A 16,715-nucleotide genomic window follows, 5' to 3' on the forward strand; every position below is an offset into this window, starting at 1 on the left:
GCCGTCAGGCGATCACTTGTAGCGTCCGTGGCGGTGCAGCACTTCGATCTTGTAGCCATCGGGATCGGTGATGAAGAAGAACCGCGCCAGGAGCGCACCGTCGCGATTGAATTCGACGATCTTGTTCGGGTTTAGTCCAGCCTCGGTCAGTCGCCTGTGTTCATTGTCGAGGTCGCCCACCGATAAAGCAAGGTGGCCGTAGCCATCACCGAGCGCATAGGGTTCGGTGCGGTCCTTGTTGATGGTCAGCTCAAGCTCGAATTCGCTGTCTTCATTGCTGAGATAGACCAGCGTGAAGGTATCGAAGTCGAGCCGTTCGGCAACGGAAAGCCCGAATGCCACTTGGTAGAAGTCCAAGGACTTCTGCTCGTCGAGCACCCGGATCATCGAATGGATTGCCTTGGCCAAGTGAGCCTCCTTCAGCGTTGAGACGGGCGCGAGGTATCAGAGAAAGAAAGAGGATGGAACCCTTCCTCTCGAAGTGACGGTCGGCCGGGAGCTGTCAGATATTTCGGCCCCGTCTCTTCAACTGCTGCTCGCGGAAAAAGATGAAGAGGCCCGAGGCAACGATCAGGGCGGCGCCGATAATGACGGTCGGGCGCGGCATGTCGCCGAAGAAGAACCAGCCGAAGACGACGGCCCAAAGCAGCAGCGTGTATTGTAGTGGAACCACCGTCGCCGCATCGGCGAGCTTCAGCGCGCGGTTGACCAGGATGTGCGCGAGCATCGCGACGATGCCGAGCATGCCGAGTTGAAGCACGGCTTCGCCATCGACGGGCGCCCAGCCGGACGGATTGGCGGCAACGCCGACGAGTGAAAAGACGAGCGCGCCGATGACCTGCCAGAACACCAGTGTCGTATCAGGCGTTGAGCGCAGTGTCCGCCCCAGCATCAGCGCAAAGGCGAAGGCGGCGCTGCCGACAAGGGCGATCAGAGCCGGCAGGCTGAACGTGTCCTTCGAAGGCTCAAGCGCGATCACCACGCCGGCAAAGCCGATGAGGATCGCCGTCCACCGTCTCCAACCGACCTTTTCGCCAAGCAGGAACGGCGAGGCGGCGGCAACATAGATCGGCGCTGCCAGCCAGTAGGTCATGGTGTCGGCGAGCGGCATATAGGCGACGGCGAAATAGAAGGCCGACGCGTCCACGGCAAAAAGCAGCGAGCGCAGCGCCTGGAGCCACGGCCGCTCGACCTGCAACATCGACCGCAGGCCGCGCTTGAGGATGAACGGCGAAAGCACGAGCAATGCTGCGATGCTGCGGATGACCATCAACTGGCTGACAGAGTAAGTTGCCACCAGCCATTTGCCCATGACGTCGTTGAGCGAAAACATCAGCATGCCCAAAAGCATGACGATGACGCCCGTCCGAGCGGCGTTCGGCGCGGTGGCAGAGGTGGCTATGATGGTCATGGGAGTGGCTTTCAAACGTGTTTCCCGTGCCTTTTGCACATTCCGTCGCGCCGATCCATCGCGCACTGCGTATGGGACCATAAGTTTTACGAATGATTCCGACCAAAGCCGCCCCGATCTGGCGTCGAGGATTTCGATCACGCAATGCCAGATCGGACCGGGAGAGGTGGCGTTGCCTCTTGACGTAACGTGCTGCGCTGCTAGTTAAGGAGTGATCTCGCCGACCAGACATCGGACCGCGGGATGAACACTGGTGCCGGGCCCCTCTGGCGAGAGTTTTTACGGCGCTCTCGTGATGTCGGTACCGCCAGCAAATTAGCCGGCGGATTAGCTACCATGAAAACTGATCTCATGCCTAACGCATGTGCCCTTTCGGCCGTGCGTGTTTTCGTTTCCAAACCCCACTTCTTCTCGGAACCGGGCGTCGTGCGCTCGAAGGAGGCACGTCGATGACGCAGCCTCACACGCACGCAAGCTCACTCGGCTACTTCAAGTGGGCCTTCATCGTCACTGTGGTCGGCCTGGTGCTCGGCGCCTGGCTCGGCTGGCAGTCCACCGGCACGATCGGCGGCATGGCGACCGTCTTCTTCATCTGCACCGTGTTGGCGGTCCTCGAAATCTCGCTGTCTTTCGACAACGCGATCGTCAATGCCAACAAGCTGAAGGACATGACCCCGGAGTGGCAGCATCGCTTCCTGACCTGGGGTATCATCATCGCCGTCTTCGGCATGCGCATCGTCTTTCCGCTGCTCATCGTCGTTATCGCGGCAAGCATCGGCCCGATCGACGCCATCATGCTGGCGGCGACCAAGCCGGAAGAATATGCCCGCATCATGAACGATGCGCATCTTCCGATCGCGGCCTTCGGCGGCACCTTCCTGATGATGGTCGGCCTCACCTACTTCTTCGACCATGAGAAGGACGTGCACTGGATTTCCTGGGTCGAAAGCAAGATGGCGCGCTTTGCCACGATCAAGGGCATCGAAATTGCCTTCGTGCTGGCGCTCATCCTCGGCTTCTCCAGGCTGCTCGATCCCGCCGAAGCGCATACCTTCGTCTATTCCGGCATCTACGGCCTCCTGACCTTCCTCGCCGTCGAGGTGATCGGCGGTCTGCTCGATGCGTCGCAACAGACGCTGGACGCCGCGGCAAAGGGTGGCTTCGGTGCGTTCCTTTACCTCGAAGTGCTCGATGCGAGTTTCTCGTTCGACGGTGTTATCGGCGCATTCGCCCTGACGCAGAACCTCTTCATCATCGCCATTGGTCTTGGCATCGGCGCGATGTATGTGCGCTCGATGACGATCATGCTGGTGGAGAAGGGCACGCTCAGCGAGTACCGCTACCTGGAACACGGCGCGTTCTACGCGATCCTCATCCTCTCGGTGGTGATGTACTTCCAGACGCTGGTGCATATCCCGGAAGTGATCACCGGCCTCGGCGGCGCTGCCCTGATCGGTATCTCGCTCTGGTCGTCGATCCGCTACAACAAGCGGGAGCGCCAGGCGGAGCTCAACGGCGAAGTGAGCCACAGTCAGGCGCGCGTCGAGGCGTAAGCGGCCTCGACCATACGCTTTCAATGAAGGCCCCGGTGCGCTCGCACCGGGGCCTTTTGCGTTGGGGAACCGGCCATTGCGCCCACACAGATTGCCAAACGACCGTTATCCGGAGATAACCGGTCGATGATTTCAAGCGATCTGACGCGGGTGTTGGAAGAGGTTTACCGAGCGGGCGCCCACAGGGTGCCGGCCGACGACATCGATTGGCCGCAGGAGCTTCACGCGGCAGTCTTTCGCGCCTTGAACATGCAATACATCACGAGACGAGAGATCGACGGTAGCGTCCGCTTTTCGCTGACGCAGGCGGGATACCGCGCAATTGATGCAGAGGTGCCATGGGGGCGCATTCTGCGGCAGCGCATGCGCGACTTTGTCCGCGCGGCCACGGGGCGCTAGCAAGGCCAAACGCAGAAAAAGTAACGGCCCGCCATCTCTCGATGCCGAGCCGTCTCATCCTTGGGAGGATAGAGCGCCCTGTCGTGATGACGGGCGCTGGAAATCTCTGTTAGCTGCGGCCTGCATCCGGGAAGTTGGCCGGGTCGATGCCCAGGGTGCGCAGGTCGCTTGCCTTCGGGCGGCGGTGGCCTTCGACAGCAGCGGCAGCAGCGCTAGCGGCGCCGAGAACTGCGAATGCGCGGCCGATGAAACCCTTGCGGTAAGTTGTGGTAGCCATCTCGTGCTCGCTTTCGTTTTCTCTCTGATGAGCAAAAGATGGGGTTTGGCAGGTCTTTTTGCAATGCACAATTGGACACTCCAGCCATGCAACGGAAGCAGGCCCGGTCGACTGTCCATCGACCGGGCCTGCTGTTTGAGCCTTGGGAGGCTCCTGCATATTTCCCCAAATCGGGTTCGATTTAAGGAAGATCACGCAGAAGGTCAGAGCGTTGCTGCGCCGGCCCTGAACAGGCGCGACGCAGCAGGGCTGTTTAGTCTTCGTTGGCTGCGAGCTGTGCCAGCACTTCGCCGCGTCCGCGAGCCCGGAGGATCAGCGGGATGATCAGGGCGGCAGCCGCAATCACCAGCAGCACGGCCGCGATCGGCGAGGTGAAGAGCACGCTGACGTCACCCTGGCTGATGGCCAGCGCCCGGCGGAGCTGCTGTTCGGCGAGCGGCCCGAGGATCAGGCCGACGACGACAGGCGCGATCGGATAGCCGAAGACGCGCATGGCATAGCCGAGCAGACCGAACGCGAGCAGCATGCCCAGTTCGTAGACCGACGGGTTGGCGCCGATGGTGCCGAGCGTCGCAAACATCAGAATGCCTGCATAAAGCCATGGCTTCGGAATGGTCAGCAGCTTTACCCAAAGGCCGATCAGCGGCAGGTTCAGGACCAGCAGCATGAAGTTGGCAATCAAGAGGCTGGCGATCAGGCCCCAGACGAGCTGCGGGTTGGTCGCAAACAACAAAGGCCCAGGCTGCAGGCCATACTGCTGGAAGCCGGCGAGCATGATCGCGGCGGTTGCCGTTGTCGGCAGGCCGAGCGTCAGAAGTGGGACGAGCGTGCCGGCGGCCGAAGCATTGTTGGCAGCCTCCGGACCGGCGACGCCTTCGATGGCGCCATGGCCGAATTCTTCTGGGTGTTTCGCCAGGCGCTTTTCAGCCGCATAGGACAGGAAGGTGCCGATCTCGGCGCCGCCGGCCGGCATGGCGCCGATTGGGAAGCCGATGAAGGTGCCGCGAAGCCAAGGCTTCCACGACCGTGCCCAATCGAGCTTGCTCATCCAGATTGAGCCGCGCACGGCCTCGACTTTATCCGGACCCTTTTCACCCTGAGCGGCGATGAACAGCGTCTCGCCGATCGCGAACATCGCCACGGCAAGTGTCGTGACCTCGATGCCGTCGAGCAGTTCCGGCACGCCGAAGGAGAGGCGCGCCTGGCCGGTCAGTTGGTCGATGCCGACGACGGAAAGCGCCAGACCGACGAAGAGTGCGGTCAACCCGCGAAGGGTGCTGTCGCCGAACGCAGAAGACACGGTCACGAAGGCGAGAACCATCAGCGCGAAATATTCGCGCGGGCCGAAGACCAAGGCGAGCTTGACGATATAGGGCGCGATGAAGGCAAGGCCGAGCGTCGCGATCAGGCCGGCAACGAACGAGCCGATGGCGGCGGTGGCAAGCGCTGGTCCGCCCCGTCCGGCGCGGGCCATCTTGTTGCCTTCGAGCGCGGTGACGATCGAGGCGCTTTCACCCGGCGTGTTGAGCAGGATCGACGTGGTCGAGCCGCCATACATGCCGCCGTAATAGATGCCGGCGAACATGATCAGCGAACCGGCCGGGTCAAGCTGGTAGGTGACGGGCAGCAGAAGTGCCACGGTCAGGGCCGGGCCGATGCCGGGGAGAACGCCGACGGCGGTGCCGAGCGTTACTCCGATCAGCGCGTAGAGCAGGTTCATCGGCTGGGCAGCAACCCACAGTCCCTGCAACAGGAATTCAAAAGTAGCCATGGTCGACGGCCCTCTTAGAAGAACAGGTGTTCAAGCGGCCCTGCGGGCAGCGACAACTGCAGGAGCTTGGCGAAAATCACCCAGACGGCAAAACAGAGCGCGATGCCGACTGGCAGCGAGAACCAGAGCTTGCGCTTACCAAAGCCGCGCGCGGTGAGCGCAAACAGAATGCCGGTGGCGATCGAAAAGCCTGCGACGTTCAAGAGCAGCATCTGCGCTGCAAGCCCGGCGACGATCCAGATGACCGGCGAGATTTCCTGGTGCTCACGCTCGGGGAAATCGTTGCGGAATGCGGCAAAGACGGTCCAGACGGCGAGGCCCGCGAGACAGCAGGCGATGGCATAGGGGACCGTCGTCGGTCCGACCTGGGAGTAACCGGCAGCGCCCGAAAGGCGCGACACGTCCCAGAAAATGAGGCCAGCGATAGCGGCGAGCACGGCCGCGATGAAGAGCGCCGCCCGATCCGGGCGACGCGTTGTGGTTGAAGGGTTGAGCCCCTTGGTCATTTCACCAGTCCAATGTCCTTGAGGACGCCTTCGGTTGCCGCAACGTCCTTGTCGAGCTGGGCGGCGAAAGCGTCGCCAGAGAGGTAGCTGTCCTGCCAGCCCTTGGTCTTGAGCACTTCCTGCCAGCCGGCCGACTTGGCAAGCTTCTCGACGTCGGCCGAAACGGCTGCCTTCTGCTCGTCGGTGAGGCCCGGAGCGGCTGCAACCATACGCCAGTTTTCAACGACGACATCGAGGCCGGATTCCTTCAGCGTCGGGGCGTCGATGCCGGCGAGGCGCTCGCCGCTCGAAACTGCGATCAGGCGCAGCGTGCCAGCCTTGACCTGGGCTTCGAACTCGCCGTAGCCGGAGATGCCGGCCGTGACCTGGCTGCCGAGGATGGCTGCAAGCGCTTCGCCGCCGCCGGAGTAGGCGATGTAGTTGATCTTGGTCGGGTCGACGCCCGCTGCCTTGGCGATCAGGCCAACGGCGATGTGGTCGGTACCGCCGGCAGAGCCGCCAGCCCAGGACACGGCGCCCGGATCCTTTTTGAGGGCTGCAACGAGGTCGGCCATCGTCTTGATCTCGGAAGCGGCCGGAACGACGATTGCTTCAAATTCGCCGGTGAGGCGGGCGATCGGCGTGACGTCCTTGAGGGTGACCGGCGACTTGTTGGTCAGGATTGCGCCGACCATGACGTAACCGCCGACGATCAGGGCGTTCGGGTTGCCCTTCTGCTGGCTTGCGAACTGGGCGAGACCGATGGTGCCGCCGGCGCCCGGTACGTTCTGGACCTGAACGTTGCCGGAGATGCCTTCCTGCTGCAGGACGGTCTGGAGCGAGCGGGCCGTCTGATCCCAGCCGCCGCCCGGATTTGCCGGAGCGATGATGGTGTAGTCAGCCGCATAGGCCGGCAGCGCCATTGCGCCGGCGAGAATGGATGCCAGGAAAAAGTGTTTCAAGGTCAGTCCTCCATGAGGCGCGATTTTCCACGCGCACGTTGTTTCTGCGTGCGAACGGGAAGACGCGACGGTGCCCAAAGGACACTTGTCGCTGACCGGATTGGTGACTTCCTCCCAGTGCGCAACCGGCGGGCCCGCCTCCACGGGGCGCCAGCGACTGCTAAGCCATCATAGAAAGCTGACATTAAGCTGACATCAAGCCCTCAATGGGGAAATGAAGCGCGATGTTTACGAAATCTTAGAGCTTTGCGTGCCGGTCGCGGCGCAAATTGGCTCGCCATGGGGCAGGCGTCCCTTCCTTTTTCGGCTCGTACGCGAATCGCGAATGTTCGAGCCTCATTTACCTACTAAGAGGCGAGCCGCGGCGGGGAAGTAGGTCGAGCTCAGATCTTCGTTTTATGGGGCGCAGTAAAACTGTTCAGTCTTGTGATGTTTGAATATTCAGAATAGAATATTCCAATATCCCTTGCTGCATATTCAAGGAAAGGCCATGGCACTCTATATTCGTGACGACACAGTCGACGATCTCGCTTCCGAACTCCAGAAGCTGTCCAAGGCTCCTAACAAGACAGAGGCCGTTCGGCGCGCTTTGCAGCATGAACTCGATCGCATACGGCAAGAAGTGCCGCTACGCGAGCGCGTCGCGAAAATTCAAGAGAAGTTCAGAGCGCGTATGGGTTCGAAGAAGCCCAACTTCGACATGAAGCGCTTCACCGACGAGATGTGGGAACTCTGATGTTTCTGGACGCCTCTGTGATTGTAGCGGTGCTGGTCGGCGAGGAAGACGCTGGCTATCATCTTGCCAAAATCGAAATGTCGAAGACGCCAGTCTTTTATTCGTCACTTTCTGTGTTCGAAGCGGTGATCAGCCTGGCACGTATTATTTCCATCTCGCACAACGGCGACCAGGTTCCAACGGCACCGGATATCATCGAAATGGCGCAGGAGAGTGTTGCGCAATTCCTTGAAGCAATCGATGGCCAAGAAATGCCTATTAGCGGATCCCTGCACCGCGCCGCAATTGAGGCGGCACGCAACTATGGTCGCTTTGTCGGTCATCCGGCTAGGCTGAATTTCGGCGATTGTTTTGCTTATGCTTGTGCGAAGTCCCAAAATATGCCGCTTCTGTTCAAAGGCGATGACTTTTCGAGGACAGATATTGATGTTGCCTGAGATCGCCGGCTGGGACGACGCCAAGCTTTAGACAGCCGACGAATTCCTTGTCCTGAGTAGCAGCCAGCGTCCTTAATCCGGCATCCTCGCTGGAATACAACGTGGCGTGTCGGCATCCGGCGCCACAAGGTGGAGGCCGGAGTTCCGTCCGGCGTCCACCGTTTAGGCCGGAAAACGAATGGGTGGCGATGCGCAAGAACTGGTGAAGCCGCCTGGTAGTTTCGCCCGCAATGCTGCACGGCTACTCGGCTGCATCTCGCCGATCGACGTGGAGGGCGAAGCCTGTTGCTGCCGGCTCGCCTACCCCAGGGCGCAGTTCCAGGCTCGGGATCAGATAGTCGCCGCCGTTCTGGCGCCGGTACGGAATGGGTGGTGTGGTCGAGAGGGTTCGCATCCTCTCGCGCAGGTTTTCTGCAAGACGGTCGAAGCTGGCTTCGTCGATGCGATCGACCCGGTAGGCAACGAAGGGCGGCAGCACATCATATCCGGGGTAGTAGAGGATGCCGTGGTTGATGGGGAACAGGAGGTCGTCGATTGGTCCGTTGACCCCGCGCGCCGAGTAGTGCTCCTGCCAGCCGCCCGTGGTGATGATCAGCATCGCCCGCTTACCCTTGAACGTGCCCTCGCCAAACCGATCGCCCCAATGGGCGTCACTGTGCTCACCGACGCCGTAGGCAAATCCATAGGCATAGACCCGATCGACCCAGCCTTTCAGGATCGCCGGCATCGTGTACCACCAGAGCGGAAACTGCAGGATGAGCGTATCCGCCCATAGCAGCTTCTCGTGTTCAGCCTTCACATCCTCGGTCAGCTGGCCGGCTGCAAAGGCGGCTTTGGAGGCGCGGCTCGGTTGAAACGGCGTTTCGTCGTCAAGAGACGGGAAGTCGGGCCGATCGATTTCGGATTTCCAATTGTCGGCGTAAAGGTCGGAAACCCTGACTTCGTGCCCCTGGGCCTCCAGTTCACGGATGGCGACGTCGCGAAGAGACCCGTTGAGTGAATGCGGCTCCGGATGGGCGAAAACAAGCAAGACTTTCATGGTCACTATTCCTGTGATGAGAAACCGACCTTGGATATAGACAGCCTCGAATTGTCCTATTAAATTTCGTGAATGCATATGATTGTGCCGCAAAATGGATAAATCAGACATCACGCTCGAACGTATCAGGACCTTCGTTCGTGTCGCCGAGCGCGGCAGCCTGTCGGCCGTCGCGCGGGAGCTCGGCGTTGGACAGTCGACAGTCACGCGGCAGTTGCGTGAACTGGAGGAGGCACTCGGCGTGCCTCTCATCAGCCGCACGACCCGGCGCGTGACCATGACGGACGAGGGCAGCCAATACTATGCCAACAGCATCCAGATTCTGCGCCTGGTGGAGCAGGCCGCCGATGAGGCCCGCGGCACCCGTGGCGCCTCGGCCGGGACGATCCGGGTGTCCTCAACTGCGGCTTTCGGCGTGCTGCACGCCACGTGGTTGATCTTTGCCTTTCAGGAGCGCTACCCGGATATCGGCGTCGATCTCAACCTGACGGACGAGCGCATCGACCTTGTGCGCGAGGGGATCGATATCGCGCTGCGTCTAGGGCCGCTGACCGACAGCTCCATGAAATTGCGGGCACTAGGCCAAAGCCGGCGTCTGCTTGTTGCCGCGCCGGACTATCTCGCCAAACGTGGAACGCCGATCGTTCCCAGGGATCTGTCGGACCATGAGGGCATTCGCATGTCGAATGTGGCAGGCAGCGACCTGCTGGAGCTTCACGGCAAGAGTGGCGAACGGCATAGGGTGCCTTTCCATGGGCGTCTGCGCGTGGACCATGGGTTGGCGGTGCGCGAGGCGCTCGTCGCCGGCCGCGGGATCGCCCCGGCTCACCGTTGGCTCGTCGACGATCTGCTTGCCGCCGGCCAGTTGGTGCCCGTCCTGCCGGAATATCTTCTGCCATCCGTGCCGTTGAGCATGCTGATCGCGCCCGAGCGTGCAGGCATTGCCCGGGTGCGGTTGCTCGTCGACGATCTGGCTGAGCGGATCGGCGGAATTCCGGGCCTGGAATGAACGGCTTGCGCTGATGCGCGACCGTCCATGGTTGCCGGCGATGTTTGCGGTTGTACCCTGCCGCCAGAGACCCGCGACTTTCGGTGTCGAAATGTTGCGGCTAATGGAGCCGCAGGACCTCGTTCCAGCGGGCAATGAGCCGTGACCGCTTGACCCGATCGGTAGACCATCAGCGACGGGCGCCGAACGCGATTGGTCACCGAGCATTTCCAGCATGGTGTTGGCGGTGTTTTCGCCGGCGACATCTGAGCTGACGACGGGTTGCCGCGGCATGATCGTCTGGCCTTCCTGCAGACCCAGCGCCGCCGTTGCGAGTCCCGTTCCGATCCGGTCTATGACTCGCGTGAGGAAAGGGGCGACGGCAATTGGATGAGCGTGCCGCCCGCTCGTGAAGTGAAGAATGCGGCCGAGCTGCGCGCTTTGGCCTCAAATCTGAAGCGAAAGGCGTCTCTAAGCCGTTTGGCTCTTGCTCGGGAGCGTTGATGCGGCTATATGACTACTGTAGTCATTATTTGGAGGCCGACATGAAAGAGATCCAGCTCAAAGATGCCAAGGCAACGCTTTCTGCTGTTGTCGATCAGGCGGTTCACGGCAATCCTGCGATCATCACACGGCACGGCAGAAAGGAAGCAGTAGTGCTTTCGTTCGTGGAGTATGAAAAGCTGAAAAACGTTCCGAGTTTCGGACGGCTCCTAGCTTCCTATCCAGGTGATGAGGACGATATCCCACTGCGCGGTGACAAGCCGCGCCGGATGATTGATTTCTGATGTTTCTGGTCGATACGAACGTGATATCTGCGCTTGCCCCGTCCAAACGTCAAAGTTCCGAGCAGCTTGTCGAATGGCTCGACAAAGCCAGTTCGCAACTATTCTTATCTGTTATTTCGGCGGCCGAGGTAAAATCCGGGATTGCCAAGGCGGAACGAGAAGGTGCCACCACCAAGGCGCAGCGGCTAAATGATTGGTGGGAAAGCATAGAGTTTCTGTACGCGCAGAAGCTGCTGCCGTTCGATCTGCGATGCGCGCATGCGGCCGGACATATTCTAGATGATGTTCGTGCCCATCAGCCGGGTTTCGAGGATATAGCGATAGCTGCCACAGCCCAAGTGCATGGCTTGACTGTTTTGACACGTAATCTGCGTCATTTTGGACCGTTAGGCGTTCGAGCACTCGATCCCTTCGAGGCACTGCCAGAGTTATAGGGTAGGGCTTTTCTCTTGCAGCCCTGCGGCTTTCGTGAATTGACGTAGAAGCGATCTCTCCGACGTTGAAGACGACGGGCCGAAGCCGCGCCGAAAGTCCAAGGGTGCCGTAGTTGGCTCCTAGGCACCCAACCTCTCCCGGTGGATTGCGTTCCGCCTGTTCCAGCGGCTGCATGCCAACGCACGACCGTCCATCGTCATCAGGGATGTTTGAGCGACCCGAGGGCGGAGGGAGCAATGAAACAGATTTCACCAGTGCAAAACGCTGGTGCTAATGGAGCCGCAGAACCTCGTTCCAGCGGGCGATCAACCGGGACCGCTTCACCTGGTCGAGATAGACCATCAACCCGGGGCTGACGGGCACGGGGCGCAACTGCGCGCCAAGCATTTCCTGCATCGTGTTGGCGGTGTTTTCTCCGGCGACATCGGGGCTGACGGCTGGGATCTGCAATTGCCGCGCCATGATCGTCTGGCCTTCCTTCGACATGAAGAATTCCAGGTATCGGCGACCGAGGTCGGGAGAGGCGGACGCCTGCGGCACGAGGCCGATCCGCGACATCACGACTGTGTAGTCCTTTGGCAACACGATGCCGACGTCCGGGTGGCGTTTTGCCCAATCGGCAGCGTAGGAGCCGAGGATGTTGTAGCCGAGCACGAATCGTCCGTCGGCGACACGCTCCAGAATGGCCTGGCTGGTCGAATAGAGTTTGACGCCGGCAGCGCCCATGGCCTGGATGACATCCCAGATATCGTCGAACTGTTCCTGGTCGCGCGACATGAAGAGAAAGCCGACGCCGGAGCGTTCGATGTCATAGGTGCCGATCCGGCCGAAGACATCGGCGCCCTGGCGCTTGAGGTAGGCAACGAACTCGGCGCGGGTGGAGGGCGGGGCTTCCCTGATAAAGCTCGGCTTGTGGTAGACGAAGACAGCCGGCTCGAAGGTGAGCGCGTAGGCCGTGTTGCGCCAATTGGCCCAGGCCGGCCAGCGACCGCTCATCGGCATGTCGCTGCGCTGGGCATAGCCGTCGTTGCTGAGCTTGACTTGCAGATCCATTGCGGACGAGAAGGCGAAGTCCGCGGTCTTCAGCCCCGCGTCGGTTTCCTTGACGATACGGTCGTAGATCTCACCCGTCAGCATATCCTCATAACGCACGGCAACATCCGGATTGGCTTGTTGAAAGCCGAGGATCATTGGTTTGGCGAGAGGCTCGTCGAGCGAGGAATAGACGACCAGCGTCCGGGCATCCGAGGCGCCCGAAAGTGCCGGGAAAATGACCGGTGCGGCCAGAAGCAGCCGGGGACAGAGAGCGAAAAAGAGAAAAGAAATCAAGTACCGCATAAATCCACAATGCCTCAGCGCGCCACCGTTCACAAGCAAGCCGACGGCGGATAGAGTGGAGCGGGGAGTAAAGACAATTGCGCATATTGCTCGTTGAAGACAATCAGGTCCTGGCCGAGGGCCTGTCGGCCATCCTGCGCGGTAGCGGCTATGCCGTGGATGTCGTCAGCGATGGCGCATCGGCTCACGCGGTTGCCGCCGCCGAGACTTTTGATCTTGTGATCCTTGACCTCAACCTGCCCGAGATGGACGGGCTCGATGTCTTGAGGGCGATGCGTGCCCGGCAGAACAGCGCTGCCGTCCTGATCCTGACGGCACGGGGCACGCCGGAGGAGCGCGTGAAGGGCCTCGACCTTGGCGCCGACGATTACATGATCAAGCCGTTCGATATCGGCGAGTTTGAAGCGCGCGTGCGCGTGCTGCTTCGAAGGCAGGCGGGCTTGCGGGCGTCGACGGTCAGCTACGGCAATGTGTCGCTCGATCTCAATGCGCGCAGCTTTTCTTCCGGCGGCGTGCCGATCGAGATCCCGGCCCGTGAGCTGGGGTTGCTCGAACTCCTGTTCATGCGGGCGGGCAAGGTCGTCGCCAAGGAGGCGATCATGCAGTCGCTGACCGGTTTTGACGACGACCTCAGCCCGAATGCGATCGAGCAATATGTCAGCCGCCTGAGGAAGCGGCTTGCGGCCCATGGGTTAACGGTCAGAACGGCGCGCGGTATCGGCTACTATCTCGACAAGACGGCCGGCCCCGAATGAAGGCGGCGGTCTACTCCCTTCGCCGAAGGCTGCTCGGCTGGCTGTTGATCTCCACTGCAGTCATCGGCGTCATCGCATTGATGGATACCTATCGCGAGGCTGTCGCGACAGCCAACGTCGTCTCGGACCGTGTTCTTGCCGGCTCGGCTCTGGCGATCGCCGAGCGGGTGGTCGTCGCCGAGGATGGGTCGCTCGAGGTCGACATTCCCTATGTTGCGTTGGAAATGCTGACATCGGCTGCGCAGGACCGCGTCTTCTACCGTGTCGATGGCCCGCCGGGGCAATTCATCACCGGTTACCAGACGCTTCCTTCCCTTGACGAGGTTCCGGGTAGCTCGACGAGCTTTGCCGACGCCTCCTTCCGCGGCGAGCCAATCCGCATCGCGGCCCTTCGCCGTTCGGCCTCGACCGGCATCAACTCGGTGCCCTTCGTCGTGACCGTTGCCGAAACGACGATTGCTCGCCGGCAGCTGGCGCAGACGATCCTCGTTCGCTCCGCTCTGCGCCTCGGTCTGATGATCGCCGGTGCCGCGGTCATCGTCTGGATTGCCGTTACCTTCTCGCTGAGGCCGCTCTACCGCCTGGGCGATGCGATCGCAGAGCGAAGCCCCGACGACCTGCATCCGATCGGCGAGCGGGTGCCGAACGAAGTCCAGGGACTGGTCGATACCGTCAACTCGTTCATGGGGCGGTTACAGTCGGCACTCGATGCGCTGCGCAATTTCACCGGCAATGCCAGCCATCAGCTGCGCACGCCGCTCGCGATCATCCGCACGCAGCTGGCGCTCGCGCTGCGCGCCGGGTCGATCGAAGATACAAAGATAGCGGTGAAGAAGGCCGATGAGGCCGTGGCGAACGCCGAGCGCATTCTGGCGCAACTGCTGCTGATGGCAAAGATCGATGCGGCCGGCAAGGATGAGGCGCGGAAGCTTGAACGGATAGACCTGGTCGAGTTGACGCGCGGCATCACCGCCGAGCACGTGCCGGCCGCTGGAGACGCCGGCATCGATCTCGGCTTCGACGGCGAGGGCGAAGCCTTCGTCCGTGTCGAACCCTTGCTGGTCGGCGAGATGCTGAAGAACCTGATCGGCAACGCGCTGCTCTATGCCGGGCGCGGCGCCGAGGTGACGACGCGCGTCAGCGAAAAGGACGGCTCCGTATCTCTGGAAGTCGAAGACAACGGGCCGGGCATCAGGCCGGAACTGCGCGAAAGCGTGTTCAGACGGTTTCATCGCGGCGCCAGCGAGGCTCCGGGAACGGGACTCGGCCTGCCGATCGTTGAAGAAATTGCAGCACTTTATGGCGCACAAACGTCCCTTGGCGACGGAGCGGGTGGGCGTGGGCTTAAAGTTGCCATCCTGTTTCCGGCCGGATGAGCGAAGCCTCGATCAGTCCTCATCCAGCGCCACCAAGATAGGCTAGGCCGGACAAGGACTGGAATAGCGCTTTAGCGGTTGCGCTGACCGAAGAGGGAAGCTGTTTCGCGGGTCTGGACCCGAAGCATCGCGTTCCAAAGCTGAAGAACGAAACGCGGCTGGAACTGGCTCGCAAGCTTACGCTGCGACAACATGATAAATCTCCGATAGTTTTGGATGGCGGACATATAGTCGGTCGCGGGTTCAATTGCCAGAGCAGTAGTGTCGTGGCAGCCTTGCGCGCCAAGCATATGTTCGTTTGGACGCTGCGTAACTTGCGCGACGGATCGAATTTGGACTTGGCCGGAAGATCCGATCGGCGCTTGGCGGGGTATTTGCCTGTTGGAAGCGCGTTCGACGGCCACAGTGCAGAGGAAAGCCCCGCCTCGCCGAGGTGAGGGATCGCTTGCTAATTCTGCAAGACGTGACTGGCAAATACCATCTTGTTGAAGGTGAATGCGGTTAGTGATGGGAATCGCGCCGACTTAGTCTTTTCAGATCAGATCCGGCGGCTTTTTGGGCTGCAGTACCCGCCCAGATAGCGTGACGTCGGGTGAGACAGGGCCCTGGCAAGCACCTGGTAAGTATGGCTGCGGTAACTCACCTGGCGGTCGGAATGTCGTCCACCTGTTGGACATCAGCCGGTAGCACGGAGCTGCGCGGACCAGCGGAAACGTGGGAACCTGTTCCCGACCCAAAAATTCCGTTTGCAATTCAGATGTGTAAGCCGCTTTCGGTGGTCTTTGCTACCTGATTGAGCCTCATAGTGCCTCTTTCCAGATCGGCGTTACTGCCATGGAATCTTCACCGCGGTTGAAAGCAATGGCGAGGCGGAAGGAATGGGCGATGCGCAATGCCCGGTCCAGGAAGAGTTCGGACACGTCCGCTGGGCAGGTTCGCTCAACGGCGGTGCGGAAGTGCGTTAGCCAGCGACGGAAATGCTGCTCCTGGAGTCCTGGTATGGCAAGGTGAGGTGGTAGCGGGCGGCCCGCGTAGCGATCGGTGCGCAAAAGCGTTGCAGACCAGAAGTCGCACATCGTGGCCAGATGCGCCGGCCAGTCCTTCGGCGCGATATGCCCATTGAAGATTGGTCCGAGAAGGTCGTCCTTGCGGACCTCGCCGTAGAAGCCGTGCACGACGGCGTGGACCATTGCTTCATCAAGCACTTCCGGCAGGGGCTTGCCATCGATGACAATGGTGCGTTCCGGGGCGGGTCTGCCTTTCATCGGATTGTCCTTTAGTTTTGCAAGGTGCCGTGACCGAGCGGGGGAAAGACGACCATGGGGCCGAGGAATTCGGTCGCGATGCTGCACGCGGCGAGGGCCGGCAAAAGCATGGCCAGTGGGCCCGCAGCCGTCAGTTCCGATAGCATTCCTGTTCTCCCTTGGCCTCCTTGGCTTGGTGTACCGCCGCGGTGTCGATCCCGAGCAGCGGGCCGAGCGAGGCGCGGTTCAGCACAATGTCGGCAAGCGTGTATTTGTCGAGAACCGCAAGGAAAGCGCCGAGCGCCTCGTGAAGCATGCCCTTGAGCCTGCAGGCTGGCGAGATGGCGCAGGCGCGACCTCCAGCCTGCATGCATTCGGCGAGCGAGAATTCCACCTCTGTTGCCCGTACCAGGGCGCCGACTGCGATTTCTTCCGGCGACTTGGCGAGGCGGATCCCGCCGGAGCGCCCGCGCGTCGTCTCCACGAGGCCGAGATCTCGCAGCGTCTGGGCCACCTTGAGCAGGTGATTGCGCGAAAGGTCAAAAGCTGAGGCAACTTCGTTAACGGTACACATTTTGTCGGGTCGTGTGGCGACGTAGATCAGCATGCGCAAAGCGTAGTCCGTGTGAAGCGTCATGCGCATTCAGTCGTCTCCCTGCAGGCTCATTAAGCTGCATTTCAAATGCCACTTTTATCGAAAATCTTGTGCGGCCGAAAGTGC

General features: G+C 61.0%; 20 protein-coding genes and 1 pseudogene. 9 read left to right on the forward strand and 12 right to left on the reverse strand.

The genetic code is table 11. From position 1 onward, the window contains the following. Positions 1–12 precede the first annotated feature (12 nt). Positions 13–408 carry a VOC family protein gene (locus LPJGGPFB_RS21210; RefSeq protein ID WP_173421888.1) on the reverse strand — a complete coding sequence of 132 codons (396 nt, stop codon included), beginning with the start codon at positions 406–408 and terminating at the stop codon, positions 13–15. Between the two features lie 94 nt (positions 409–502). Further along, positions 503–1,411 (reverse strand): DMT family transporter, encoded by a 909-nt coding sequence (locus tag LPJGGPFB_RS21215; protein ID WP_173421889.1) that lies wholly within the window; start codon positions 1,409–1,411, stop codon positions 503–505. Between the two features lie 449 nt (positions 1,412–1,860). On the opposite strand from LPJGGPFB_RS21215, the gene LPJGGPFB_RS21220 reads away from it, so the two are divergent. Together LPJGGPFB_RS21220 and LPJGGPFB_RS21225 are read left to right on the forward strand one after the other, a co-directional pair. Further along, on the forward strand, positions 1,861–2,964 hold the full coding sequence (locus LPJGGPFB_RS21220) for a DUF475 domain-containing protein (RefSeq protein WP_173421890.1): 1,104 nt from the start codon (positions 1,861–1,863) through the stop codon (positions 2,962–2,964). Positions 2,965–3,090: 126 nt separating this feature from the next. Continuing rightward, the gene (locus LPJGGPFB_RS21225; RefSeq protein ID WP_115422650.1) at positions 3,091–3,363 is read left to right on the forward strand and encodes a hypothetical protein; all 273 of its coding nucleotides are present in this window, start codon (positions 3,091–3,093) and stop codon (positions 3,361–3,363) included. A 109-nt stretch (positions 3,364–3,472) separates the two neighbouring features. On the opposite strand, the gene LPJGGPFB_RS21230 is transcribed toward LPJGGPFB_RS21225, so the two are convergent. The 4 genes from LPJGGPFB_RS21230 to LPJGGPFB_RS21245 form a co-directional block, all read right to left on the reverse strand. After that, a complete protein-coding gene (locus tag LPJGGPFB_RS21230) occupies positions 3,473–3,640 on the reverse strand; it encodes a hypothetical protein (RefSeq protein WP_173421891.1) in 168 nt (55 codons plus the stop codon). A gap of 253 nt (positions 3,641–3,893) precedes the next feature. After that, entirely contained in the window at positions 3,894–5,411 is a 1,518-nt protein-coding gene (locus tag LPJGGPFB_RS21235; RefSeq protein WP_173421892.1) for a tripartite tricarboxylate transporter permease, read from the reverse strand. A gap of 14 nt (positions 5,412–5,425) precedes the next feature. Further along, complete coding sequence (locus tag LPJGGPFB_RS21240; protein ID WP_173421893.1) at positions 5,426–5,917, reverse strand: tripartite tricarboxylate transporter TctB family protein; 492 nt, start codon at positions 5,915–5,917, stop codon at positions 5,426–5,428. Continuing rightward, positions 5,914–6,858, reverse strand: coding sequence for a Bug family tripartite tricarboxylate transporter substrate binding protein (locus LPJGGPFB_RS21245; protein ID WP_173421894.1), 945 nt, complete (start codon positions 6,856–6,858; stop codon positions 5,914–5,916). Before LPJGGPFB_RS21245 ends, LPJGGPFB_RS21240 begins: the two co-directional genes overlap by 4 nt. 490 nt (positions 6,859–7,348) lie before the next feature. Here LPJGGPFB_RS21245 and LPJGGPFB_RS21250 point away from each other — a divergent pair, with 490 nt between their 5' ends. Together LPJGGPFB_RS21250 and LPJGGPFB_RS21255 are read left to right on the forward strand one after the other, a co-directional pair. Further along, entirely contained in the window at positions 7,349–7,594 is a 246-nt protein-coding gene (locus LPJGGPFB_RS21250) for a type II toxin-antitoxin system VapB family antitoxin (RefSeq protein ID WP_173421895.1), read from the forward strand. Beyond that, complete coding sequence (locus tag LPJGGPFB_RS21255) at positions 7,594–8,031, forward strand: type II toxin-antitoxin system VapC family toxin (RefSeq protein ID WP_173421896.1); 438 nt, start codon at positions 7,594–7,596, stop codon at positions 8,029–8,031. The genes LPJGGPFB_RS21250 and LPJGGPFB_RS21255 overlap by 1 nt, the downstream gene beginning before the upstream one ends. Positions 8,032–8,272: 241 nt before the next feature. On the opposite strand, the gene LPJGGPFB_RS21260 is transcribed toward LPJGGPFB_RS21255, so the two are convergent. Further along, on the reverse strand, positions 8,273–9,070 hold the full coding sequence (locus LPJGGPFB_RS21260; protein ID WP_173421897.1) for an NAD(P)H-dependent oxidoreductase: 798 nt from the start codon (positions 9,068–9,070) through the stop codon (positions 8,273–8,275). 94 nt (positions 9,071–9,164) lie between these two features. Here LPJGGPFB_RS21260 and LPJGGPFB_RS21265 point away from each other — a divergent pair, with 94 nt between their 5' ends. Continuing rightward, the gene (locus LPJGGPFB_RS21265; RefSeq protein ID WP_173421898.1) at positions 9,165–10,079 is read left to right on the forward strand and encodes a LysR family transcriptional regulator; all 915 of its coding nucleotides are present in this window, start codon (positions 9,165–9,167) and stop codon (positions 10,077–10,079) included. A gap of 100 nt (positions 10,080–10,179) precedes the next feature. Here LPJGGPFB_RS21265 and LPJGGPFB_RS33140 read toward each other — a convergent pair. Beyond that, a pseudogene (locus tag LPJGGPFB_RS33140) lies at positions 10,180–10,370 on the reverse strand (ABC transporter substrate-binding protein); the annotation flags it as partial. A gap of 233 nt (positions 10,371–10,603) precedes the next feature. On the opposite strand from LPJGGPFB_RS33140, the gene LPJGGPFB_RS21270 reads away from it, so the two are divergent. Together LPJGGPFB_RS21270 and LPJGGPFB_RS21275 are read left to right on the forward strand one after the other, a co-directional pair. Next, the gene (locus LPJGGPFB_RS21270; protein WP_173421899.1) at positions 10,604–10,846 is read left to right on the forward strand and encodes a type II toxin-antitoxin system Phd/YefM family antitoxin; all 243 of its coding nucleotides are present in this window, start codon (positions 10,604–10,606) and stop codon (positions 10,844–10,846) included. Further along, positions 10,846–11,280 carry a type II toxin-antitoxin system VapC family toxin gene (locus LPJGGPFB_RS21275; RefSeq protein ID WP_173421900.1) on the forward strand — a complete coding sequence of 145 codons (435 nt, stop codon included), beginning with the start codon at positions 10,846–10,848 and terminating at the stop codon, positions 11,278–11,280. The genes LPJGGPFB_RS21270 and LPJGGPFB_RS21275 overlap by 1 nt, the downstream gene beginning before the upstream one ends. 271 nt (positions 11,281–11,551) lie before the next feature. On the opposite strand, the gene LPJGGPFB_RS21280 is transcribed toward LPJGGPFB_RS21275, so the two are convergent. Next, positions 11,552–12,619 (reverse strand): ABC transporter substrate-binding protein, encoded by a 1,068-nt coding sequence (locus LPJGGPFB_RS21280; RefSeq protein WP_173421901.1) that lies wholly within the window; start codon positions 12,617–12,619, stop codon positions 11,552–11,554. A 77-nt stretch (positions 12,620–12,696) separates the two neighbouring features. On the opposite strand from LPJGGPFB_RS21280, the gene LPJGGPFB_RS21285 reads away from it, so the two are divergent. Beyond that, a complete protein-coding gene (locus tag LPJGGPFB_RS21285) occupies positions 12,697–13,374 on the forward strand; it encodes a response regulator (protein WP_173421902.1) in 678 nt (225 codons plus the stop codon). Then, complete coding sequence (locus LPJGGPFB_RS21290) at positions 13,371–14,750, forward strand: sensor histidine kinase (RefSeq protein WP_173421903.1); 1,380 nt, start codon at positions 13,371–13,373, stop codon at positions 14,748–14,750. Before LPJGGPFB_RS21285 ends, LPJGGPFB_RS21290 begins: the two co-directional genes overlap by 4 nt. 71 nt (positions 14,751–14,821) lie before the next feature. On the opposite strand, the gene LPJGGPFB_RS33520 is transcribed toward LPJGGPFB_RS21290, so the two are convergent. From LPJGGPFB_RS33520 to LPJGGPFB_RS21300, 3 genes are all read right to left on the reverse strand, one after another. After that, positions 14,822–14,944, reverse strand: coding sequence for a hypothetical protein (locus LPJGGPFB_RS33520; protein ID WP_268833711.1), 123 nt, complete (start codon positions 14,942–14,944; stop codon positions 14,822–14,824). Between the two features lie 606 nt (positions 14,945–15,550). Next, positions 15,551–16,015 (reverse strand): group III truncated hemoglobin, encoded by a 465-nt coding sequence (locus LPJGGPFB_RS21295; protein ID WP_173421904.1) that lies wholly within the window; start codon positions 16,013–16,015, stop codon positions 15,551–15,553. 130 nt (positions 16,016–16,145) lie between these two features. Further along, a complete protein-coding gene (locus tag LPJGGPFB_RS21300) occupies positions 16,146–16,637 on the reverse strand; it encodes an Rrf2 family transcriptional regulator (protein WP_173421905.1) in 492 nt (163 codons plus the stop codon). Positions 16,638–16,715 lie beyond the last annotated feature (78 nt).

It is taken from the genome of Ensifer adhaerens, assembly GCF_013283195.1.
Classification (GTDB): Bacteria; Pseudomonadota; Alphaproteobacteria; order Rhizobiales; family Rhizobiaceae; genus Ensifer; species Ensifer adhaerens_G.